Annotated in this window: 19 protein-coding genes; 7 read left to right on the forward strand and 12 right to left on the reverse strand. The window is 72.1% G+C overall.

The window, feature by feature from the left end:
* Positions 1–52 precede the first annotated feature (52 nt).
* The gene (locus ASE25_RS10705) at positions 53–997 is read left to right on the forward strand and encodes a DUF1254 domain-containing protein (protein ID WP_056825744.1); all 945 of its coding nucleotides are present in this window, start codon (positions 53–55) and stop codon (positions 995–997) included.
* A 27-nt stretch (positions 998–1024) separates the two neighbouring features.
* Here the strand turns inward: ASE25_RS10705 and ASE25_RS10710 are convergent, their stop codons facing one another.
* Both ASE25_RS10710 and ASE25_RS10715 read right to left on the reverse strand, forming a co-directional pair.
* Positions 1025–2914 carry a helix-turn-helix domain-containing protein gene (locus ASE25_RS10710; RefSeq protein ID WP_082622806.1) on the reverse strand — a complete coding sequence of 630 codons (1890 nt, stop codon included), beginning with the start codon at positions 2912–2914 and terminating at the stop codon, positions 1025–1027.
* Between the two features lie 68 nt (positions 2915–2982).
* Positions 2983–3804 carry a 3-hydroxybutyrate dehydrogenase gene (locus ASE25_RS10715; RefSeq protein ID WP_082622807.1) on the reverse strand — a complete coding sequence of 274 codons (822 nt, stop codon included), beginning with the start codon at positions 3802–3804 and terminating at the stop codon, positions 2983–2985.
* Between the two features lie 202 nt (positions 3805–4006).
* Between ASE25_RS10715 and ASE25_RS10720 the strand changes: the two genes are divergently transcribed.
* Together ASE25_RS10720 and ASE25_RS10725 are read left to right on the forward strand one after the other, a co-directional pair.
* Positions 4007–5569 carry a carboxylesterase/lipase family protein gene (locus ASE25_RS10720; RefSeq protein ID WP_235508630.1) on the forward strand — a complete coding sequence of 521 codons (1563 nt, stop codon included), beginning with the start codon at positions 4007–4009 and terminating at the stop codon, positions 5567–5569.
* Positions 5570–5610: 41 nt separating this feature from the next.
* On the forward strand, positions 5611–6399 hold the full coding sequence (locus tag ASE25_RS10725) for a 2-oxo acid dehydrogenase subunit E2 (protein ID WP_056825247.1): 789 nt from the start codon (positions 5611–5613) through the stop codon (positions 6397–6399).
* Positions 6400–6424: 25 nt separating this feature from the next.
* Here the strand turns inward: ASE25_RS10725 and ASE25_RS10730 are convergent, their stop codons facing one another.
* From ASE25_RS10730 to ASE25_RS10750, 5 genes are all read right to left on the reverse strand, one after another.
* Positions 6425–7954, reverse strand: a complete 1530-nt coding sequence (locus ASE25_RS10730) for a UDP-N-acetylglucosamine 1-carboxyvinyltransferase (RefSeq protein ID WP_056825249.1) — start codon at positions 7952–7954, stop codon at positions 6425–6427.
* 121 nt (positions 7955–8075) lie between these two features.
* A complete protein-coding gene (locus tag ASE25_RS10735) occupies positions 8076–10208 on the reverse strand; it encodes a 3-hydroxyacyl-CoA dehydrogenase NAD-binding domain-containing protein (protein ID WP_056825251.1) in 2133 nt (710 codons plus the stop codon).
* Positions 10205–11446, reverse strand: coding sequence for a thiolase family protein (locus ASE25_RS10740; protein ID WP_056777461.1), 1242 nt, complete (start codon positions 11444–11446; stop codon positions 10205–10207). The genes ASE25_RS10735 and ASE25_RS10740 overlap by 4 nt, the downstream gene beginning before the upstream one ends.
* A gap of 178 nt (positions 11447–11624) precedes the next feature.
* Positions 11625–12914, reverse strand: coding sequence for an HRDC domain-containing protein (locus ASE25_RS10745; RefSeq protein WP_056825253.1), 1290 nt, complete (start codon positions 12912–12914; stop codon positions 11625–11627).
* A complete protein-coding gene (locus ASE25_RS10750) occupies positions 12911–13495 on the reverse strand; it encodes a DUF3000 domain-containing protein (protein WP_020145570.1) in 585 nt (194 codons plus the stop codon). The genes ASE25_RS10745 and ASE25_RS10750 overlap by 4 nt, the downstream gene beginning before the upstream one ends.
* A gap of 95 nt (positions 13496–13590) precedes the next feature.
* Here ASE25_RS10750 and hemE point away from each other — a divergent pair, with 95 nt between their 5' ends.
* Positions 13591–14643 (forward strand): uroporphyrinogen decarboxylase, encoded by a 1053-nt coding sequence (gene hemE / locus ASE25_RS10755; protein WP_056825255.1) that lies wholly within the window; start codon positions 13591–13593, stop codon positions 14641–14643.
* The gene (gene murJ / locus ASE25_RS10760) at positions 14640–16325 is read left to right on the forward strand and encodes a murein biosynthesis integral membrane protein MurJ (RefSeq protein WP_056777832.1); all 1686 of its coding nucleotides are present in this window, start codon (positions 14640–14642) and stop codon (positions 16323–16325) included. The genes hemE and murJ overlap by 4 nt, the downstream gene beginning before the upstream one ends.
* A gap of 44 nt (positions 16326–16369) precedes the next feature.
* Here murJ and ASE25_RS10765 read toward each other — a convergent pair whose 3' ends face one another.
* Both ASE25_RS10765 and ASE25_RS23645 read right to left on the reverse strand, forming a co-directional pair.
* A complete protein-coding gene (locus ASE25_RS10765; protein WP_082622808.1) occupies positions 16370–17515 on the reverse strand; it encodes a DUF4349 domain-containing protein in 1146 nt (381 codons plus the stop codon).
* 84 nt (positions 17516–17599) lie between these two features.
* Positions 17600–17725 (reverse strand): hypothetical protein, encoded by a 126-nt coding sequence (locus ASE25_RS23645; RefSeq protein ID WP_255358398.1) that lies wholly within the window; start codon positions 17723–17725, stop codon positions 17600–17602.
* 144 nt (positions 17726–17869) lie between these two features.
* On the opposite strand from ASE25_RS23645, the gene hemG reads away from it, so the two are divergent.
* Positions 17870–19258: a protoporphyrinogen oxidase gene (hemG, locus tag ASE25_RS10770; protein ID WP_056825259.1), complete on the forward strand. Its 1389-nt coding sequence runs from the start codon at positions 17870–17872 to the stop codon at positions 19256–19258.
* A gap of 34 nt (positions 19259–19292) precedes the next feature.
* Positions 19293–19994: a hydrogen peroxide-dependent heme synthase gene (gene hemQ / locus ASE25_RS10775; protein ID WP_056825261.1), complete on the forward strand. Its 702-nt coding sequence runs from the start codon at positions 19293–19295 to the stop codon at positions 19992–19994.
* A gap of 56 nt (positions 19995–20050) precedes the next feature.
* On the opposite strand, the gene ASE25_RS10780 is transcribed toward hemQ, so the two are convergent.
* The 3 genes from ASE25_RS10780 to ASE25_RS10790 all read right to left on the reverse strand — a co-directional run bounded on the left by ASE25_RS10780 (position 20051) and on the right by ASE25_RS10790 (position 22394).
* Complete coding sequence (locus tag ASE25_RS10780; protein WP_056825263.1) at positions 20051–20434, reverse strand: DUF1707 domain-containing protein; 384 nt, start codon at positions 20432–20434, stop codon at positions 20051–20053.
* A gap of 17 nt (positions 20435–20451) precedes the next feature.
* Positions 20452–20895, reverse strand: a complete 444-nt coding sequence (msrB, locus tag ASE25_RS10785; protein WP_020145578.1) for a peptide-methionine (R)-S-oxide reductase MsrB — start codon at positions 20893–20895, stop codon at positions 20452–20454.
* Positions 20896–21068: 173 nt separating this feature from the next.
* Positions 21069–22394, reverse strand: a complete 1326-nt coding sequence (locus ASE25_RS10790) for a vWA domain-containing protein (RefSeq protein WP_056825266.1) — start codon at positions 22392–22394, stop codon at positions 21069–21071.
* Positions 22395–22528: the final 134 nt, after the last annotated feature.

The following is a 22528-nucleotide window of genomic DNA, read 5'->3' on the forward strand; positions in this document are numbered from 1 at the left end:
TCACCGTCTGTGGGTGATGCCTCCCTGGCGCACGTCGGCCGATCCTGCCGTCATGACCGGTATCCACGTCAATGCAGACACGTTCGCCCGCGCCGAGACCGACCGGATGTTCACCGCGATCGCCCGGGATGCCGGCGGCGTCAACCAGCTCAACCACTCCCGGGTGCCCACACCGCTCGACCACCAGCCGGTGATCCGGATGAACCGCGACACGCTCTACAGCGCGGCGATCGTCGACATCACGAGCGGCGCGGCCCTCAGCCTCCCCGACACGGGAGACCGGTACCTCTCCGCGATGGTCGTCAACCGCGACCACTACGTGAACGCCGTGTTCCACGAGGCCGGCACGTACGAGCTCACGACAGACCGCTTCGACACCGACTTCGTGTGCGTCGCGATCAGGACGCTCGTCGACCCGGCCGACCCCGACGACGTCGCGGCCGTCAACGCCGCCCAGGACGCCATCACCCTCTCGGCCCGCTCAGCGAGCCCGTTCACGGCGCCGGACTACGACGACGGATCCCTCGACCGGACACGGGGCGCGCTCCTGGAGCTGGCCAAGGACTACCCGGGTTTCGACCGGGCCTTCGGCGCACGACAGGACGTCGAACCGGTGCGCCACCTCCTGGGTACCGCGGCCGGCTGGGGTGGCCTCCCGTCCGACGAGGCGACGTACGTCAACGTCAGTCCCGACCTGCCCGTGGGGGAGTACCGGCTCACGGTGCGTGACGTCCCTGTCGACGGCTTCTGGTCGGTCAGCGTCTACGACGGCGACGGGTACTTCGCCGACGACGGAAGCCGCGTCAGCCTCAACAACCTCACGGCGGACCGGGACCCGGACGGCTCCGTGACCGTGCACTTCGGTGGGTGCGGCGACGGCCGGACGAACTGCCTCGGTATCACGGAGGGGTGGAACTACCTCGTGCGCCTCTACCGCCCGCGGCCTGAGGTCCTCGACGGCACGTGGACGTTCCCGGAGGTCTCGCGCCTCGGCTGACCGTGCTGTCGTGCTGTCGTGCACGGGTCAGGCCGGGGCCTGGAGCGCGCGGAGACGCAGCGCGATCTGCAGCTCGAGTGCGTGGTCGGGGTGCTGCCAGGACTCCCCGAGCAGGGCCGCGATGCGCTCGAGCCGTTGCGAGACCGTGTTGACGTGGACGTGGAGGGTGCCCGCGGCGTGGCGTGGGCTGCCGCCCGCGGCGAAGTAGGCCGCGAGCGTGCCCACGAGGTCGGTGCCGCGCCGCTCGTCGTAGTCGAGGACGGGGCCGAGCAGCTTGCGGACGTACTCGTCGACGTCCGGCGACGAGCCCACGATGAGCCCGGCGAAGCCGAGCTGGGTCGCCGCGGCGCCCTTGCCTCGGTGGCCGAGGGCGATGAGGGCTCCGACGGTGCGGTGGCCCTCCTCGTGCGCCTCGGTGATCCCGTCGACGTCGGTGACCGGACCGACACCGGCCACCGTGACGCACGTGCGCTTGCCGATCCGGGCTGCCACGGCGCGGGCCAGGCCGTCGGGCTCGGTGCCGGGCACGAGGGCGATGACGTCGCCGTCGTGGGAGCCGACGAGCGAGGCCTCACCGGTGGCGGCACTGGCGGAGATGAGCAGGGCCCGGTGTCCGGTCGGCTCGTCGCCGCGGAGCACGAGCAGGCAGAAGGGCCGCTGGGGGTCGAAGCCGACGGCGCGGGCGAGCGCGAGGCGCTCCTCGCGCGAGCCACGCGCGCTGACGAGGTCGCTGACGAGTCGGTTGCGGGCGGACTGCCTGGCGTCGGCGGCCTGGCGCTCGAAGAGCAGGACGAGGGCGGTGACGACACCGGCGCGCTCGACGGTGCGCTGGTCCGAGTCGCTGAGGGTCGGGCCGCCGACGTAGATCGTGCCGAGCCGTTCGCGGGCTGCGGTGACGGCGACGGCATAGACACCGTCCCGTTCGACGAGGCGACCGGCGGCCAGGCCGGGGAGCGCGTTGAGGGCCGCGAACGGGTCGCCACCGGCAGGGTCGTGCTCCGGCGCCGGGCCGGACGAGCTGTGGCGATGCCCGTTCTCGTCGACGAGCACGGCCCACCCTCCGAGCAGCTCGGCGAGGGCGTGCGTGATGTCGTCGACCCCACCGCCGCCGAGCACGAGGGAGGCGAAGCGGTCGTGGGCCGCGGCGGCCTTCTCCACGCCCTCGGCATACTGCCGCACGGTCTCGTGGGCGTCCGAGAGGGCGGCCAGCGCGTTCTCGGCGTCGGCGAGGGCGCGTGTCTGCACGAGGGTCACCGCGGCCAGGGTGGCGAGGTTGCCGAGGAGTCCGACCTCCTCGCGGGTGAACGGGCGCGACGACCGGTTGGCTGCGAAGAGCACACCGACGAAGTGCTTCTCGACGATGAGGGGCGTCCCGCAGATCGCGATGATGCCCTCCTCGCCCACGGCTCCGTCGATGGCGTTGGTGTGCCGGAAGCGCTCGTCGGCCCAGTAGTCGGCGGTCCAGTAGGGCTTGTGGGTCGAGGCGACGAGACCGCCGAGGCCGGCCCCGAGCGCCAGACGCACGGACTGGAACGCCGCCGAGACGGACCCGTCGGTGGCCCGCATGAAGGTGTCGCCGGCGTCGGGGTCGTAGAGCGTGAGGTAGGCGAGGTCGGTGCCGACGAGGCGGCGGGCCCGGCGGACGATCGCGTCGAGCACCGAGCCCGGGTCGCTCTCGGTCGCGAGCTCACGGGCCGTGTCGAGCAGGGCCGCGAGGCCGGCCTCGCGGTGCTGGTGGACCTCGCGGGCGCTCGTGATGCGCAGGGCCAGCTCCCGGGCCTCGGCCGGGGCGTCAGCGGCGGCGATCTCGGCGACGGTGGCGTCGGCGGCGAGCAGCTCGAGCAGGGCGATGACCTGGTCGGCCTGCTCGGTGCCCACGTGCTCGGCGGGCGGCTGCGTCTCGCTGCGGGTGGCCACGGGCAGATCCTAGGCGGGTCGGGTCTCGGGTGGGTCGGGTGAACGGGGCGACGGCGGGCTGGGCCCGTTCAGTGGGCCGTCCAGCCGCCGTCCATCGAGAACGACGTGCCGCTCATCGAGCCCGATGCCGGTCCGCACAGGAAGAGCGTGAGCGCCGCGACCTCGTCGGGCTCGACGAGGCGCTTGACCGCGACGGGCGCCAGCATGACCTTCTCGACGACCTCGGACTCGGGGATGCCGTGGGTGCGCGCCTGGTCGGCGATCTGCCTCTCCACCAAGGGCGTCCGCACGTAGGCGGGGTTGATGCACGTCGAGGTGACGCCGTGCGGGGCCCCCTCGAGCGCGACGACCTTCGAGAGTCCTTCGAGCCCGTGCTTGGCGGTGACGTAGGCCGACTTGAAGGCGCTGGCACGCAGGCCGTGGACACTGGAGATGTTGACGACGCGACCCCACCCGCGGTCGTACATGTGCGGGAGGCTCTGCCGGATCAGCCGGAACGGCGAGGTGAGCATGAGGTCGAGGATGAAGTCGAAGCGGTCGAGCGGGAAGTCCTCGATGGGGCTCACGTGCTGGATGCCGGCGTTGTTGACGAGGATGTCGACCTCTGTGGGCAGGTCGGCCAAGGCATCGAGGTCGGCGAGGTCCGCCGTGATCGTGGCGACGCCCGAGTTCTCGGCCAGAGCTACGAGGCCCTCCTCGTCCCGATCGACGGCGTGCACCTTGGCGCCGGCGGTCGCGAGGGCCCGCGCGACACTTGCCCCGATGCCGCTCGCAGCGCCGGTGACGAGCGCCGTGCGCCCGGTGAGGTCGATGGGGTCGTTGACCGCCAGGGAGCCGCGCTGCTGGCGGTCCGGGGCGTCGTCGCGTGCGTCGGTGCGGGCGTCGGCCATGCGGGAAGACTAGGTAGGCGATCCGGAGCCACCTGTGTGGTGACCTGACACAAAACCCGGCAACCCATGTGGGTCCCGCTCACCTTCGGTCACCGCGTGCGAAAGGGTCCCGGCGGCGGTCGCGGACCTGCCGCCGCACCGGGACCTTCGCCTCTGGCCCGCGCCGCGTCGTCCGCTCGACGATGAAGGGGTGGAGACCGTCGTGAGGACGAGATGTGGGACGGTGCAGGGCTTCGTGCACGAGGGGGTGCACACGTTCCTCGGCATCCCCTATGCCGCACCACCCGTCGGAGCCGCTCGGCTCCGGCCACCCCGGCCACCGGACCCGTGGCAGGGCGTCCGCGACGCGACGAGGCCGGGTGCCGAGCCGCCTCAGGTGGCGCCACCGTCGTCCGGTGGGCCGCCGGCCGGAGCGGGGGAGAGCTGGGACGACGTCACCGGCGCCTTCGAGCAGGTGCGACGCGCTGCCCCGTCCTCGGACTACCTCAACCTCAACATCTGGACGCCCGAGCCCGGTCCGGGCGGTCGGCCGGTGATGGTCTGGATCCAGGGCGGCATGTTCGAGCTCAGCTCGACGGCGGCGTACGACGGACGACAGTTCGCACGTGACGGGGTCGTGTGCGTCGTTATCAACTGGCGCCCCGGCGCAGAGGGCTTCCTGTACCTCGACGACGGCATCGCCGACCTCGGTCTGCTCGACCAGGTCGCAGCCCTGGCCTGGGTGCGCGACAACATCGCGGAGTTCGGCGGCGACCCGGGCCGCGTGACCGTCTTCGGGGAGTCGGCCGGGGCGATGAGCATCGGCTGCCTGCTGGCGATGCCGGAGGCCGCGGGACTCTTCCGCCGAGCCGTGCTGCAGAGCGGTGCCGCGCACCACGTGAGCGAGCCAGAGCACGCCCTGAGCATCGCCCACGACCTCGCCCACCGCCTCGGCGTCCCGCCGACGCGCGAGGCCATCGCAGGCACCGGGGTCGCGCGGCTGCTGACGGCCCAGGCCGACCTGAAGCGTGACCTGCTCGCCGACCCGGACCCGGAGCGCTGGGGCCCAGCGGTGGTGACGAGCACGATGCCCTGGCAGCCCGTCGTCGACGGGTCGGTGCTTCCGGGGCGACCGATCGACCGGATCGCCGCGGGCTCGGCCGCCGACGTCGACGTCCTCATCGGCACCAACACCGAGGACTGGCGGCTGTGGCTCATGGTGAGTGGAGCGTTCGCCGGGATCACCGACGACATCCTGTGCGGGCCGGTCAGCACCCATGGCCACCAGTGTCTCGAGGCCTACGGCCTCGACCCGCAGGTCGCGCTGCACGCCTACCGGGCGCACTACCCGCGAGCCGTTCCCGGTGACCTGCTGGCTGCGGTGCAGACGGACTGGTGGATGCGGATCCCCGCCATCAGACTCGCCGAGGCGCACGCGTACGCCCGCTCACCCGCGCCTTCCCCGGGAGCTCAGGCCGGGACCTACATGTACGAGTTCGCCTGGGGTGCGCCGGGACTCGGCGCGGTGCACGCCCTCGAGGTACCCTTCGTCTTCGACACGGCGAGGGGCGACACGCCACTCTTCGGGCCGTTGCTCGGAGCGGACCCGCCCCAGGAGCTGGCGCGGACGATGCACTCCGCCTGGGTGGCCTTCGCGTCGACCGGGGACCCGGGTTGGGCGGCATACGACACGGACCACCGCAGGACGATGCGCTTCGACACCCCCAGCGCTGTGGTCGACGACCCTCGTGTCTGGGAGCGGGCGTTCTGGGAGGGCCTGCGGTGAGCGGGGACCACACCCTTCCAGTGGGCTATGTCGTCCGTCGGATGCCGACGGGACGCCAGCCCGTCCTCGACCGGCTTGCCGGGGCGAGCCGTCGGTTCCAGGTGCACGCGCTCGTCGAGCTCGACGTCACGACGGCCGCGGAGCGGATGCGGGCGGATCCGGAGGAAGGCGTCTCGTGGACCGGGTTCGTCATCGCCTCGGTCGCGCGGGCCGTGTCGTTGCACCCGGAGCTGAACGCCCGCCGGGCCGGTGGTCGGCTGGTCTGCTTCGACCGCGTCGACATCGGTGCCACGGTCGAGCGCGGCACACCCGACCGCCCTGCCCTCGATGTCGTCGTCGTCCCGGGAGCAGACCGGCTCACGTGCGCCGAGATCTCGGCGCTGCTCCACGAGGCCAAGGTCGGGCAGGCTCCGCCGCACGAGGTCACCCGCCCGATGGGCGCGATGCTGCGACTGCCGGGACCACTACGACGGGCGGCCATCCGCGCCGCAGGCGCTCGACCCGGAGTCTCGGCGCGCTTCGGTCCTGCGATCGGCGTGACGTCCTTGGGCATGTTCGCACACACCTGGGGCTGGGCGATCCCACTGGCCCCGCTGACCGTGATCGTCACCGTGGGCAGCGTCACCGATCGACCCACGGTGGAGTCGGCGGCCGTCGTCGCGAGGCCGCGACTGCCCCTCACGCTGACCTTCGACCACGCCGTCGTGGACGGAGCACCGGCGGCCCGCTTCGTCGACACGCTCCGCGAGCTCGTCGAGACGGCAGCCGCCCTCGATGACGGCGCTCGCCGAACCGCTGCCGCTCCACGGCCGGCGCGCGACACGGCCTGACGCGGACGATCCCGCGAGGTCCCACTCAGATGTCGCGGAAGACCTCGATCGTCGCGCCGAGGGCGTTGAGGCGCTCGGCGAGGTCCTCGTAGCCGCGGTTGATGACGTAGACGTTGCGCAGCACCGACGTGCCGGGCGCGGCAAGCATGGCGAGCAGCACGACGACCCCGGGACGCAGCGCCGGCGGACACACGACCTCGGCCGCACGCCAGCGGGTCGGCCCCTCGACGATGACACGGTGCGGGTCGAGCAGCTGCACCTTGGCCCCGACCTTCGTCAGCTCGGTGAGGTAGATCGCGCGGTTCTCGTAGACCCAGTCGTGGATCATCGTGCTGCCCTCGGCGACCGCGCCGATGAGGGCGAAGAACGGCAGGTTGTCGATGTTGAGGCCCGGGAACGGCATCGGGTGGATCTTGTCGATCGGGGCGTGGAGCGGACCGGGGATGGTCGTGAGGTCGACGAGGCGGGTCTTGCCGTTGGCCGACGTGTACTCCGGCGTGAGGTCGTACTTCATCCCCATGCCGTCGAGCGTCGCGAGCTCGATCTCGATGAACTCGATCGGCACGCGTCGGATCGTGATGGCGCTGTCGGTGACGACAGCGGCGGCGATGAGGCTCATGGCCTCGATGGGGTCCTCGCTGGGGGCGTACTCGACGTCCACGTCGATCTGGGCCACACCGTGGACCGTCAGCGTCGTGGTCCCGATCCCGTCGATCCGGACCCCGAGCTTCTCGAGGAAGAAGCACAGGTCCTGGACCATGTAGTTGGGGCTCGCGTTGCGGATGATGGTGGTGCCGGCGTGGCGGGCCGCGGCCATGAGGACGTTCTCGGTGACGGTGTCGCCGCGCTCGGTGAGCACGATCGCTCGATCCGGGCCGACGGAGCGGTCGGAGCGCGCCTCGTAGAAGCCGTGGGTCGCGGTGACCTCGAGACCGAAGGACCGCAACGCCGCCATGTGGGGCTCGACGGTGCGGGTACCGAGGTCGCAGCCACCGGCGTACGGCAGCTGGAAGGCCTCGTGCTCGTGGAGCAGGGGGCCGAGGAACATGATCACGGTGCGCGTGCGACGGGCGGCCGCGACATCGATGTCGTCGAGGTTGAGCACGGTCGGCGGGATGATCTCGAGGTCGCTGCTGTCGGGCAGCCAGCGCGTCTTGACGCCGATCGAGGCGAGCACCTCGAGGATGCGGTTGACCTCCTCGATGCGGGCCAGGTTGCGCAGCGTGGTGCGACCCCGGTTGAGCAGGGCGGCGCAGAGCAGCGCCACCGCGGCGTTCTTCGAGGTCTTGACGTCGATGGAGCCGGTGAGCTTCTGGCCGCCGACGATGCGCAGGTGCTGGGGGCCGGAGTGGCCGAGCGAGACGAACTCGGAGTCGAGCGCGTCACCGATCTTGGCGAGCATGTCGAGGCTGAGGTTCTGCTTGCCCTGCTCGATGCGCGTGACGGCGCCCTGGGAGGTCCCGAGGAGCTCCGCGAGGTCCGACTGGGTCAACCCCTTGTGGCGTCGCGCGTCGCGGATGAGTCCGCCGATCCGGGTCAGGTAGGTCTGAGGCACGTCGAAGAGGCTAACTCATATATGAGTTACGGCAAATCCGCCGCACGGCCGGAGGCCACGGACCGGGACGTCCCGGGGTCCGTGGCCTCCGAACAGCGATGGCGTATGCCGTGTGGCTGGGTCAGCCGCGTGCGTTGGCGACGCCGACGGGGAGGAAGCGCGAGCCCGTGACGGCCTCGGCCACGCCGGTCCGGTCGAGGAGCGGGGTGATGCCGCCGTTCCAGAACTGGAAGCCGGCGCCGCTGATCATCGCGAGGTCGATGTCCATCGGCGCCTGTGCGACACCCTCGTCGAGCATCCGTCGTGCCTCGTCGGCCAGGACCGTGAGGACACGCTGCCGCACCTGGGCGAGGTCGAGCACGACCGGCTCGGCCGGCTTCTCGATGAGCTCGGCGACCTCGGGGTCGAGCACCGGACGGCCCGAGCTGAGGTCGTAGAAGCCGCGCTTGCCGGCCGCGACGATCCGCTGGAGCGTCGGCGAGGCGTAGAAGCGGTCCGGGAAGGCCCGGACGAGCGTCTCGCCGTTGTGCAACGCGATGGCCGGCCCGACGAGCCCGATAAGGACGAAGGGCGGCATCGGCGCCAGACCGGCGAAGGCGCGGTCGACGACCTCGATCGGCGTGCCCTCGTCGAGGATCTTCGCGGCCTCGCCCATGAAGCGGCCAAGGAGTCGGTTGACGATGAACGACGGCCGGTCCGCGGCGCGGATGCACGTCTTCTTCAGCGCCTTCCCGACGGCGAAAGCCGTTGCGAGAGTGGGGTCGTCGGTTTGCTCGCCCGGGATGATCTCGAGCAGCGGCATGACGGCCACCGGGTTGAAGAAGTGGAAGCCGACGACGCGCTCCGGGTGCTCGAGCGCCGATGCCATCTCGGCGATCGACAGGCTCGACGTGTTGGTCGCGAGCACGCACTCGGCCGACACGACGGCCTCCACCTCGGCGAAGACCTGCTGCTTGACCGACATCTCCTCGAAGACGGCCTCGATGACGAAGTCGGCATCGGCGAAGCCGTCCTTGCTCGTCGACCCGGTCACGAGGGCCTTGTAGCGGTTCAGCTTGTCGGCGTTGAGGCGTCCCTTGCCCGCGAGCTTGTCCAGCTCGGCGTGGACGTAGCCGACGCCCTTGGCGGCGCGGTCGTCGTCGATGTCGGTGAGAACGACGGGCACCTGGAGGCGCTGGATGAAGAGCAGCGCGAGCTGGCTCGCCATGAGCCCGGCGCCGACGATGCCCACCTTCGTGACCTTGCGGGCGAGCTGCTTGTCGGGAGCGCCAGCAGGCCGCTTGGCGCGCTTCTGCACGAGGTCGAAGGCGTAGAGGCCGGCACGGAGCTCGTCGCTCATGAGCAGGTCGGCGAGCACCTCGTCCTCGGCGGCGAAGCCCTCCTCGCGGGTCGCCGTGCGAGCCGCCGCGAGCAGGTCGAGGGCGGCATACGGGCTCCTGGCCTGTCGGCCGGTCTTGACGTCGGCGAGGCCCTTGGCCCTGGCGATGGCGGCATTCCACACCGTCTCGTCGCGGTCGACCTCGGGACGCACGACGGTGACCTCACCGGAGAGGACGCGGGCGGCCCAGGCGATCGACTCCTCGAGGAAGTCGGCCGGCTCGAAGAGCGCGTCGGCCATGCCGAGCCGGTACGCGTCGACTCCCTTGAGCATGCGGTTCTGGCTCAGCGGGTTGTCGATGACGACGGTGATGGCCTTCTCGACACCGATGAGGTTGGGCAGCATCCAGCAGCCGCCCCAGCCGGGGACGAGGCCGAGGAAGACCTCGGGGAGCGCGACGGCGGGCACTCCGGCGCTCATCGTCCGGTAGGTCGCCGACAGCGCCAGCTCGACGCCACCGCCCATGGCCGCGCCGTTGACGAACGCGAACGTCGGGACCGGCAGGTCGGAGAAGGCGGCGTATGCCGCGTGGCCGGCCCGGGCGATCTCGAGCGCCTGGTCGCGCGACCCGATGAACGGCACGCCGGTGAGGTCGGCGCCGACGGCGAAGATGAACGGCTTGCCGGTGACGGCCACGGCGACGATCTCGCCCGCCTCGGCGCGCTCGCGCAGGCGCTCGACCGTGGCGGCGAGGCCGGCGATCGACTGCGGGCCGAACGTGTTGGGCTTGGTGTGGTCGAAGCCGTTGTCGAGGGTGACGAGCGCCAGGGTCCCGGCGCCGCCCGGGAGGGCGACGTCGTGCACCGGGGTGCGGGTGACGACCTCGGACGCGAAGTCGGCTGCGGCCGTGGGCTTGTCGGTCGTGGTGGCGCTCACTGGGCGATCTCCTCGTCGGTCGTGGTCGTCGTCGAGGACTCGTAGTCCTCGTGGTGCGGGTTCTCCCAGATGACGGCGCCGCCCATGCCGATGCCGATGCACATCGCGGTCAGGCCGTAGCGGACCTCGGGATGCTCCTCGAACTGCCGCGCGAGCTGGGTCATGAGGCGCACGCCGGAGCTCGCCAGCGGATGACCCGTGGCGATGGCGCCGCCGTACTCGTTGACGCGAGGGTCGTCGTCGGCGATGCCGAAGTGGTCGAGGAAGGCGAGCACCTGGACGGCGAACGCCTCGTTGAGCTCGAAGAGACCGATGTCGCCGATCGTCAGGCCGGCCTTGGCGAGGGCCTTCTCGGTGGCAGGGACCGGACCGACGCCCATGACCTCGGGCTCGACGCCGACGAACGAGAAGGACACGAGGCGCATCCGGACCGGCAGGCCGAGCTCGGTGGCGGCCGCCTCGGAGGCGAGGAGGCACGCGGTCGCACCGTCGTTGAGCCCGGCCGCGTTGCCCGCGGTGACGTTGCCGTGCGCGCGGAACGGCGTCTTGAGCTGGCCGAGGTCCTCGACGGTCGTGCCGGGACGCGGCGGCTCGTCGGCGGTGGCCAGGCCCCAGCCCTGCTCGGCGTGTCGCGTCGCGACGGTGACGAGGTCGCGCTGGATCTTGCCGTCGGCATACGCCTGGGCGAGCTTGTCCTGGCTGCCCACCGCGAAGGCGTCGGAGCGCTGCTTGGTCAGCTGCGGGAACCGGTCGTGGAGGTTCTCGGCGGTCTTGCCCATGACGAGTGCGTCGGGGTCGACGATCTTCTCGGACACGATGCGCGGGTTGGGGTCGACGCCCTCGCCCATGGGGTGGCGGCCCATGTGCTCGACGCCGCCGGCGATGGCGATGTCGTAGGCACCGAAGGCGATCGAGCTCGCGGTGTTCGTCACGGCCGTCATCGCGCCGGCGCACATCCGGTCGACGGAGTAGCCGGGCGTCGTGTTCGGCAGGCCCGAGAGCAGCGCCGCCGTGCGGCCGAGGGTGAGGCCCTGGTCGCCGATCTGGGTGGTCGCGGCGATGGCGACCTCCTCGACCTTGTCCTTGGGCAGGTTGGGGTTGCGGTGCAGCAGCTCCCGGATGCACCGGATGACGAGGTCGTCGGCGCGGGTCTGGGCGTACATGCCCTTGTCTCCGGCCTTGCCGAACGGCGTCCGGACGCCGTCGACGAAGACGACCTCATTGAGTGCGCGGGGCACGGTGCCTCCCAGTGGATCGAGGGTGATCGCGATGGATCAGGGGTCGACGGGCCGGCTCGGACACCGGCGTCGGGCCGCGGCAGCGCGCGACCTCCTCGATACTACTTCTCGGTAACTTCCCGGCCAACGGGCCTCCGGGTGACCATCCTCACGACGGCCCGGCGAGCGAGGGCACGCCTCAGGCGGGAGGGTTCTCGGTGCAGGCGAGGGAGATGAGCGGCGCGGTGATCGTCGTCTGCCAGCGGCGTGCCCCCATGGTCGTGAGCGCCTCGGCGACCTCGGCGGTCGACGGGGAAGCGGGACCCTCCCACAGGAAGCGGCGCAGCAGGTCGGGGGTCAGGAGGTTCTCGACCGGCACGGCGAGCTCCTCGGAGATCGCTCCGAGCAGCTCCCGGGCGCGGGCCAGTCGGGCCGCGGCGACGGGGTCGCGGTCGGCCCACGCCTTGGGCGGTGGCGGGCCGCTCGGCGGGAGGGCCAGGACGGGCAGGTCCTCGTCGGGCAGCGCGAGAGCGCGCGCGACGACCTCGATGATCGCCTCCTGGTGGCGGCGCACCGAGCGTGCCAGGCGGGGCTCGGCGGAGCCCACGGTGCGCGGCGGCTTCGTCGCCCGCTGGTTGGCGATGGCGATCTCGCTGATCGCGGCATCGGGCAGGACCCGTCCGGGGGAGGTGTCGCGCTGCTGGGCCGCGGCGTCGCGCCAGAGCCACAGCTCTCGCACGATGGCCAGGCCACGACGGCCGCGCACCTTGTGCATCCCCGAGGTGCGCCGCCACGGGTCGACGCGGGGCTCGGGGCCGGTGAAGTCGAGCAGGTGATCGAACTCCTCGGCGGCCCAGGCCGCCTTGCCCTGCGACGCGAGCTCGGCGGCCACCGCGTCACGGAGGTCGACGAGCACCTCGACGTCGAGGGCGGCATACCGCAGCCACGGCTCGGGAAGGGGGCGCACCGACCAGTCGACGGCCGAGTGCTCCTTGGCGAGCTGGAGGCCGAGGTAGTGCTCGACCATGGCGCCGAGCCCGACCCGGGGCAGTCCGGCCAGCCGGCCGCCGAGCTCGGTGTCGAAGAGCGACTGCGGGTGCAGCCCGACCTCGGCGAGGCACGGGAGGTCCTGGGTGGCCGCGTGCAGGATCCACTCGGCGTCGCCGATGGCCTCGCCGACGGGGGAGAGGTCGGGGCAGGCGATGGGGTCGATGAGCCAGGACCCGGACCCCTCGCGCCGGATCTGGACGAGATAGGCGCGCTGTCCGTAGCGGTAGCCCGACGCCCGCTCGGCGTCGATGCCGACGGGCCCGGTGCCGCTGCCGATGGCCTCGGCGGCGCGCATCAGGGTGCGCTCGTCGACGACGACGTCGGGCACCCCGTCGCGGGGGTGGGTCAGTGGGACGAGCTCGGGGACGACGTCGGGTGCGAGGTCGGCGGCCTGGGCGTCGTCGAGATCGTCGGCGGGCTCGTTCGGCTCTGCCGTCACCGTCGCTGCCCCGGGAGGGGGACGACGCCGTCGGGCAGGGGCGGGATGCCGGCGATGGTGCAGAGCATGTCGGCCCAGGCGCGCAGGTGGTCCGTGGCGTCGCCGCCGACCGGGGTCCACGAGGCGCGGATCTCCATCTCGACGCTCGCCTCGCGGTCGGCGAGACCCGCGAAGCTCTCGCTGACCACGCGGGTCACCGTGCCGGCCTCGGCGGTCCACCCGAGGTTGCGGTTGGCCAGCGAGTCGGTCAGCCACGACCACCCGACCGCCCCGAGCATGGGGTCGCCGGCGAGCTCGGGCTCGAGCTCGGCCCGCGCGAAGGTCACGATGCGCCACTGGCCGTCCCACGTGTCGGGGGCTGCCGGGTCGTGCAGCAGGACGAAGCGTCCGGTCGCGAGGTCGTCGTCGGGGTCGGCGACGTCGATGACGTCGGCGGTCAGGGCTGCGGCATACGGGGCGATGCGCGTCGGCGCCGGCACCTCGGTCAACCGCACCTCGGAGCGCAGACGGACGTCTCGCAGGGCGCTGAGCGTCCTGGCGAAGACCGCGCCGTGGTTGCCCGGCAACGTTCGCGTGTGCACCAGACGAGGGTATGCCGGAGTCGGGCGATCTGTCCTCAGGGCGCGCCGGACGCGCGTGGCGCGGGGGCACACGCTTGCCGTGGCAGGATTGACCGGTGCCGACCACAGCCCCGCCAGACACCCGCCAGAGCGATCTCGTCCGCGCTGCGCGCCGCGAGTCGGTGACCCGGACGCCGGTGTGGTTCATGCGTCAGGCCGGTCGTTCGCTGCCGGAGTACCGCGCCGTCCGCGAGGGCATCCCGATGCTCGAGTCGTGCATGCAGCCCGACCTCGTCACCGAGATCACGCTCCAGCCCGTGCGCCGCCACGGCGTCGACGCGGCCATCTTCTTCAGCGACATCGTCGTCCCGCTCAAGGCCATCGGCGTCGACCTCGACATCGTCCCGGGTGTGGGGCCCGTCGTGGCCCACCCGATCCGCACGGCCGCCGACCTCGACCAGCTCGTGCCCCTGACCCCCGAGCACGTCCCCTTCATCACCGAGGCCGTGGGACAGCTCGTCCGCGAGCTCGGTGACATCCCGCTCATCGGCTTCGCCGGAGCGCCCTTCACCCTCGCGTCCTACCTCGTCGAGGGTGGGCCCTCCAAGAACCACGAGAAGACCAAGGCGCTCATGCACGGCGACCCCGGGCTGTGGGACGCCCTCTGCGCCAGGCTCGCCCAGATCTCGGGTGAGTTCCTCCGCGTCCAGGCGCAGGCCGGCGCCAGCGCCGTCCAGCTGTTCGACTCGTGGGCCGGTGCGCTGTCGAAGGCCGACTACGCCGCGCGCGCCATGCCGCACTCGTCGGTCGCTCTCGCAGCGGTCGCGGACCTCGACGTGCCTCGCATCCACTTCGGCGTCGGCACGGGCGAGCTGCTCGCTCTCATGGGGGACGCGGGTGCCGAGGTGGTCGGGGTCGACTACCGCGTGTCGCTCACCGACGCCGTGGACCGCCTCGGGCCGACGTATGCCGTCCAGGGCAACCTCGACCCCGCCCTGCTCTTCGCGCCGTGGGACGCCCTCGAGCGCCGCGTGCGGGAGATCGTCGAGGAGGGGCGCCAGGCGCCGGGCCACATCTTCAACCTCGGCCACGGCGTGCTGCCCACCGTGGACCCCGACGTGCTGACCCGGGTGACCGAGCTCGTCCACGAGTGCTCGAGCCGCCGATGACGACGGCGGCACCGTCAGTCGCTCGCTCCAGCCTCACCATGCTCGGTGGGTCGGTCGCATCGCGCGTGCTCGGGGTCGTGCGCAACGGCCTCATCACCGCGATCATCGGCGCCAAGCTCGCCGGTGATGCCTTCTCCCTGGCCAACACCCTGCCCAACGTGCTCTACGTCCTTGCCGCAGGCGGCATCCTCAACGCGGTGCTCATCCCGTCGCTCGCGCGGGCGATGAAGCTCGAGGACGGCGGCCAGGAGTTCACCGACCGCGTCATCACGGTGGCCCTCACGGCGATGGCGGTCATCACGGTCGTCGTCATGGCCGCCGCCGGAGGGTTCGTCTGGCTGCTCGCCCGCAACTCGTCGCCGGACTTCAAGGACCTCGCGCTCGCCTTCTCGCTCATCTGCCTGCCGCAGATCTTCTTCTACGGGCTCTTCGCCCTGCTCGGGCAGATCCTCAACGCGCGCGGGCAGTTCGGCGCCTTCGCGTGGGCCCCCTTCATCGCCAACGTCGTGGCCGTCACCGGGCTGGTGCTCTTCCTCTTCGTCTTCCCGAAGGACGCACCCCGCGGAGCCCCCGGGCGCGACCAGCCGCGGGACCCGTCCGAGTGGACCGGGCCGATGATCTGGCTCTTCGCCGGCTCGGCCACGTTGTCCGTGATCGTCCAGGCGCTCTCCCTCATCCCTGCGCTGCGGCGGACCGGCTTCCGCTACCGCCCGCGATGGGGCCTGCGCGGCGTCGGCCTCGGTGGAGTCAGCCGCCTCGCCCTCTGGGCCTTCGGCGGCCTGGCGGTGTCACAGGTCGGCTTCTTCATCAGCCAGGGCGTCCTCAACAACGCGACCGCCTCCGCCACGACGCTCGGTCTCGAGGACGCGGTACGCGGCCCGGCGGCATACGCCATCGCGTTCACGCTCTTCATGCTGCCGCACGCGTTCATCACCGTCTCGATCATCACCGCGCTCTTCCCGCGCTTCTCCGCCGCCGCAGCGTCCGACGACAAGGCGAGCCTGCGCCGGGACTTCCGCACCGGCCTGACGATGCCACTCGTGGCCAACGTGCCGATCATGGTCGCGGTCATCGTGCTCGCCAACCCGATCGTCGCGCTGCTCAACCCCGGCATCGAACCGCGCTCGGTCGAGGTCTCCGCCAGCGTGCTCATCATCATGATCCTCGGGCTCGTGCCCTTCGGGCTCGACCTGCTCTGCTACCGCATGTTCTTCGCCCTCGAGGACGGCAAGCCCACCGTCATCATGCAGGTGCTCCTGACCGGCATCAGCGCTCTTGCCGGAGTCGTCACGCTCTTCATCAACCCGGTCTGGGCCATCGGTGTCATGGCGATGGGGCAGACCGTCGGCAACGTCGTCAGCTCCATGGTCGGCCTGTACCTGCTGCGCCGGCGCATCGGGACGCTCGGGCTGGGCGCCGGTCTCGTCACGGCCTCGCGGGTCGGCGTCGCGGCCGCCGTCGCCGGCGTCGTCGCGTGGGGCGCCACCCAGGTGCTCGACCCGATCACGAGGTCCGCGGTCGAGGGGTCGACCTCGGCCCTCAAGCGGATGTTCGCCAGCGCGCTGGAGATCGGTCTCGTCGGTCTCGTCTTCTTCGTCATCTACCTCGGCATCGCCCACGCCATGCACGTGCGTGAGGTGCGGCAGGTCGGCGACATGGTCCGCCAGCGGCTCGGTCGCTGACCCGAGCCGCCGACGGCTCCTGCACTGCTCTCGGCTCCGGGGTGTCAGTCGTCCGTCGTGGAGGCGGGCGCTGAGGCCGGGGCTCCCGCGGGCTGCGGGGTGGGGCCTGCGGCGGGGGCGGCGTTCACGGCAAAGGCCGCTGCCGGCGTACCCGCGACGCGGCGACGCCACAGCCGCAGGGCCAGCAGGGTGAGGGGCACGAGGAGGACGAGCCACGGCAGGAGCGCCGCGAGCCCGGTGAGGATGACGGTGAGCGAGCCGAGGAAGCTCTCCCACGCCGTGCGCAGCCCACCGCCGAGACCACTGTCGGTCTGCACGGGGGTCGTCGCGTCGGTCCAGAGCGTCACGGTGACGTCGCTCGTCGTCGTCATCGCGTCGAGCTGCGCCAGACGCTGGGTCAGCGAGTCGAGCTCGGCCTGACGGCGGGTCAGCTCGCTCTCGAGAAGGATGACCTGCTGGAGGTCCGTCGTCTTGGTGAGCAGGGCGCGCACGCGGGTGATCCCGTCCTGCATCGGCTCGATGCGCGCCTTGGTGTCGACGTAGGTGTCGGTGACGTCCTGGGACTGGGACGAGCGGTACGACACCGTCCCGATCCTCGACAGCTGCGTCAGGACGTCGTCGAGGGTCTTGGCCGGGACGCTGAGCACCATCCGGGCCTCGTCGACGCCGACGGTCGGCAGGGACGAGCCCGACTCGAGGCGGGGGTCGACCCCACCCGGGCCGGTGGGACCACCCGTGGGGTCGACCGAGGTGACGACGTTCTCCGAGGTCACCTGGCCTCCGGCGTCCGTGGCGATGACGCGGGCCCGAGCCGCCGACCCGGTGAGGTCGGTCACCTTGATCCCGAGCCACGCGGAGCGCGCGATCTTCGGCTCGATGACCGCGACCGAGGCGGCGACGCCGTTCCCGAGCGTGCCCGTGTCGGCGGCGGGCGCCTTGGCTCCGGCCGAGGCGTCGGCCTGCGGCGCGAGGTCCGGCCCGACGACGCCGCTGCCCGTCACGGCACCACGACTCGCCTCCCCGGCTGACGCCGCGGACGAGGAGGATGAAGTCGAGGCGCCCTGGAGAGCCTTGAGGCCCAGAGGTATCGCCAGGGCGAGCACGGCGACGGCCACCAGGACCATGGCGAGGAGGCGCCGACGGGCGGGTGGGAGCTGAGAGAGACGCGGCAGGTGTGGGGTGGCGGTCATGGCGAGCCTTTCGACGGGTCGCCTCCCGTGCCGCACCTGGTGGTGGTGCTGTGGTGCGCACGGTGTGCGTGGCGACGTCCCTTGTCACCAGAGACACGCAGCCGGACCCGATCGTTGCGCCGCTCCGACCCGGTCGAGGACGAACGAGTGGCGGTCGACGAGCTCGCAGCGCGAGCCGTCGTGCCGGTCGACGAGCGGCAGCCGGGTCATGACGGCGACGGTCCGGTCCTGGCCGAGACGGGCAGCGGGAAGTGGAGCGTCAGGGCGCCGGCGCGGGCGTGCTCATGCGCCCAACATGTCCTCATCGGTCGGGGCCCGGCCACACCGCCGGAGCCGGGATGGGAGAGTGGCGCCATGGGCAGGACGGTCGCGGTCATCGGCGGTGGGATCAGCGGGCTGGCGGCCGCCTGGGAGCTCAGTCGCCCGGGCGCCGACGTCTCCGTCACGGTCCTCGAGGGCTCAGACCGGCTCGGTGGGAAGCTGCGCCTCGAGGACGTCGGCGGGGCGCGCATCGACGTCGGCGCCGAGTCGGTGCTGGCTCGTCGCCCCGAGGCCCTCGCCCTCATCGAGGAGCTCGGCGTCGCGGACCTGACCACGCATCCCGGCCCCGTGGGCGCGTCGATCGTGTCGAGGGGCCGGCGTTGGCCGATGCCCCGCGGCACGGTGATGGGCGTGCCGGCCGACCCGGAGTCGGTGCGGGGGCTGCTCAGCGACGACGAGGTGCAGCGCCTGGCGCACGAGCAGGTCGACGGCCCCGTCGTCGGTGACGTCTCGGTGGGCGACCTCGTCGACGCCCGCCTGGGCCGCGCCGTGACGGACCGCCTCGTCGAGCCCCTCCTGGCCGGTGTGTACGCCGGGCACGCCCGCGAGATCTCCGCCGAGCAGGCCGTCCCGGTCCTCGCGGCCGCCGCGCACGAGGGTCGACCACTGCTCGACGTGGCCCGTGCCGCGGCCGAGGTGGCGGCGAGCGGACCGATGGCCGGTCGCCCGGTCTTCGCCTCTCTCGTCGGCGGCCTCGGGACGCTGCCCGAGGTGCTCGAGCGCGAGCTCGTAGCCGCGGGTGTCCGCGTGCGCCGTGGCGCGGTGGCCCGCGGGCTGCGCCGCGACGGCGACGGGTGGGTCGTGTCGACAGGTCCCACGACCGACGTCGTCGAGGAGCGCTTCGACGCCGTCGTGCTCGCCGCCCCCGCAGCGCCCGCCTCGCGCCTCCTGCGCGAGGTCGCACCCGAGGCCGCAGCGGCGCTCGCGACCGTCGAGTACGCGTCGATGGCCATCGTGACGTTCGCCCTCGAGGGTGCCGCACCGGCCGTCCTCGACGGCAGCGGCTTCCTCGTCCCGCCCACGGAGCCGCTGACGATCAAGGCGTCGACGTTCAGCTCGGTCAAGTGGCCCTGGCTCGCCGCCGCACACCCCGAGCGGACGTTCCTGCGCGCGTCCATCGGCCGCCACCGCGAGGAGGTCGCGCTCCAGCGCTCCGACGACGAGCTCGTGGCCGTGGCCCTCGCCGACCTCCGGACGGTGCTCGGTCCCGGCGTGCCCGGCCCCGTCGACGCGCACGTGCAGCGCTGGGGTGGGGGACTGCCGCAGTATGCCGTCGGGCACCGTTCGCGTCTCGCACCCACACGCGAGCTGCCGCCAGGGCTCTCGCTGTGCGGGGCGGCATACGACGGTGTCGGCATCCCGGCCTGCATCGCGTCCGGCCGCGCGGCTGCACGGTCGATCCGGTCGGTCCTGACCCGCTGACGTCGGGGTCCGAGCCGCTTGGGATGATGGGGCCATGAGCGAGCGCCTGACCCCGGCCGAGATGCGGGAGATCAACGACACCATCCGATACTGCATGTGGTCGGTGTTCAGCACCGTCACGCCGGTCGGCGACGACCGCGACGCCGTCACGGCGGACCTCGAGGCGTTCCTCGAGGAGATCGCCGGCGAGGGGGTCGTGGTCCGGGGCCTCTACGACGTCGCGGGGCTGCGCGGCGACGCCGACTTCATGGTGTGGTGGCACGCCGAGACGATCGAGCAGCTCCAGTCGGCCTACCACCGCCTGCTGCGTACCGAGCTCGGCGCGCACCTCGAGCCGGTCTGGAGCAACGCCGCGCTGCACCGCCCGGCCGAGTTCAACAAGAGCCACGTCCCCGCCTTCATGGCCGACGAGGTCGCCCGCAAGTACGTCTGCGTCTACCCGTTCGTCCGCTCCTACGAGTGGTACCTCCTCGAGGACGCCGAGCGTCGCGACCTGCTTCGCGAGCACGGGCAGATGGCACGCGACTTCCCGGACGTGCGGGCCAACACCATCGCCTCGTTCGCCCTCGGAGACTACGAGTGGTTGCTCGCCTTCGAGGCCGACGAGCTGCACCGCATCGTCGACCTCATGCGCGAGCTGCGCGCGTCGCGCGCCCGGATGCACGTGCGCGAGGAGATCCCGTTCTTCACCGGGCCCAAGGTCGAGCCGGCCCAGCTCGTCGCCAACCTGCGCTGACCCCGGCGACGCCCGCGCACACCACCGAACCCCCGCCTGCACGTGCAGGCGGGGGCTCAGTCGTCGATCGCCTTGGCGATCGCCGCGATGACCGGGATGAGCAGGAACACCAGCCACGACTCGGTGCGCAGGAATGCGGCGAGCGCGATGAAGGGGGCGAGGCTCAGCAGGACGCGTGCCACCGTGCCGCGTGGCCCCTGGTGGGGCGCCGACGGGCGGGACACGGCACCCCGGCGCGCCGGCGTGAGCCGCGGACGGGGCTCGGGCAGGTCGACGAAGAGCGAGGTCAGGTCCCGGCGCACGACGGCGTCGGTGGCCCGGCCCCGCCGGTCCTCGTACTCGTTCGCGTCGAGCCGGCCCGCGGCGTGGTGCTCGGCGAGCGCCGCCAGCGCCTCGTCGCGTTCGGCGCTGCCGATGCGGATGTCGCCGTCGTCGACCATGGGACGAATCTAGGCGCTCAGGACTGCGACGGTCCCTCGTCCGGCTGGAGGCGCAGCGAGATGGAGTTGATGCAGTAGCGCTGGTCGGTCGGGGTGTCGTAGCCCTCGCCCTCGAAGACGTGCCCGAGGTGCGAGCCGCAGTTGGCACACCGGACCTCGACGCGCTTCATGCCGAACGCGCGGTCCTCGATGTACTCGACCGTGTCCCCGGCGAGCGGGGAGTAGAAGGACGGCCAGCCGCAGTGCGACTCGAACTTCGTGTCGCTGCGGAAGAGCTCGCTGCCGCAGGCTCGGCACGAGTAGACGCCCTGCGTCTTGGTGTCGGTGTACTCACCCCGGAAGGCCGGCTCGGTGCCGGCCTGTCGCAGGACCTTGTACTCGGCCGGCGTCAGGGCGGCGCGCCACTCCTCGTCGGTGCGCTGGACGGCATACGGCTTGTCGGAGGTGTTGTGGTGGCTCATGTCCAGACCAACGCCACGTCACCCGGGTTTGTGCCCGCCCTGCGACGGCGTGGTCCTTACGAGGTCTTACGGGCCGGGTGAGCGCGTGCCACGAGGGCCCCGGCGGGTGGCCGGGGCCCTCGTGCTGCTCGGCCCGGGATGGTCCGGGCCGGGCAGGGTCGCTGCGTGCCGGACTACTTCTTGTTCGGCGGGACCGTGCAGGTGGCCGTCGCCGTGTTGCCGGCGGCGTCCGTGGCCGTGACGAGCAGGTCACCACGGACGGTGACGTGCCAGTCGACCATGCCCTCGAAGGGGACCGACGACGGCGTCGCGCCGAGCGCCTGCGTCATCTTGATGTACGTGCCGGGGCCGTACGGCCCGAAGGTGGCACCGGTGGCGGTGTCGGAGACCGTCACCGTCGTGCCCGGCAGGTTGTCGGCGGCGAGGAGCTGGTAGAAGCCGGCCTTCTTGTAGCCGGGCGGGGTCACGCCGTCCGGGTTGACACCGGGACCGCACGAAACGGTCGGCGGGGTGACGTCGTTGACCTTGATCGTGACGGTCTGGACGAACTCCGGCCCGGCCTCGGCGCCGTTGACGAGGAAGGTCGTCGTGCACGTCAGCGTCGAGCCCTGGGGGGCGTCCGCGGCGACGGTGATCGCCTCGTCGAGGACGACGTCGCTGCCGCTCGTGACGGTCTGGGGCAGCGACGGCGTGAACGCGATCGACAGACCCGTGGCGCACGAGACGTTCGCCGTGACCTCGGCCGGCAGGTTGCCCAACCCGGCGAGGATCGTGCTCGCGACATTGCCCGGGGTCACGCTCGGGAAGAACGTCCCCGACGTGGCGGCCGCGATGCGCTGCGCCTGACCGGTGGCGTTGAGGCCGTCGGCGCCTCCGGACTCGACGTTGATGGCGATGACCTGGGCGCCGACGCCCGTCAGGGACGCCGTGGCGTCGGCCTCGCTGTGCCCGCCGCTCGGGTCGTGCCCGCTCGCGTCACCGAACCAGACGACGATGCGTGAGGAGTCGGGACGGAACGCGATGGCGTTGCCGCCGGAGCCGACCTCCCACAGGGCGTTGATCTGGCCCTCGGGCGTGTCGCCGCCGCCGGACGCCGAGAGGCTGTCGATCGCGGTCTGGGCCGTGGCCTGGCTGCCCGTCAGGCCGGTCTCCACTTGGAAGAACTCCGCCCCGTCGCCCACGTCCTTGTACGACGCGATGGCGAACTGGGCCTGCGGCTGGGCTCCCTGGACCGTGGAGACGATCGAGCCCATCTCGGACTTCACGTTGGCGATCGCCGGACCCATGCTGCCGGTCTCGTCGACGACGAGGACGATGTCGGGCTTCGGCGGGATCTCCGGCGTGCTGACGGTCTTGGTGAGATGGACGGTGTCGCCCGGGTTGACGGACGCGTCGTAGGTGGCCGGGCTGACGCCGGCCCCCATCGCGAGGGCGGGCGTGGCGACGAGCGCCCCGGCTGCCGCGATGCTGAGTGCGCCGCGGCGCATGGTGCTGAACACGGGTGTCCCCTTTCGTGGGACGAGACGGTGAGAAGCGGCGCGCGGAGCAGGTCCTCGCACCCCGAGGCGGGCAGGTGGTGACCGTGACCCCGAACGGCACCTCTCGACCGCGACCGGCCCGACGGGCGGGCCGG

Source organism: Terrabacter sp. Root85 (assembly GCF_001429185.1).
Lineage (GTDB): Bacteria > Actinomycetota > Actinomycetes > Actinomycetales > Dermatophilaceae > Terrabacter.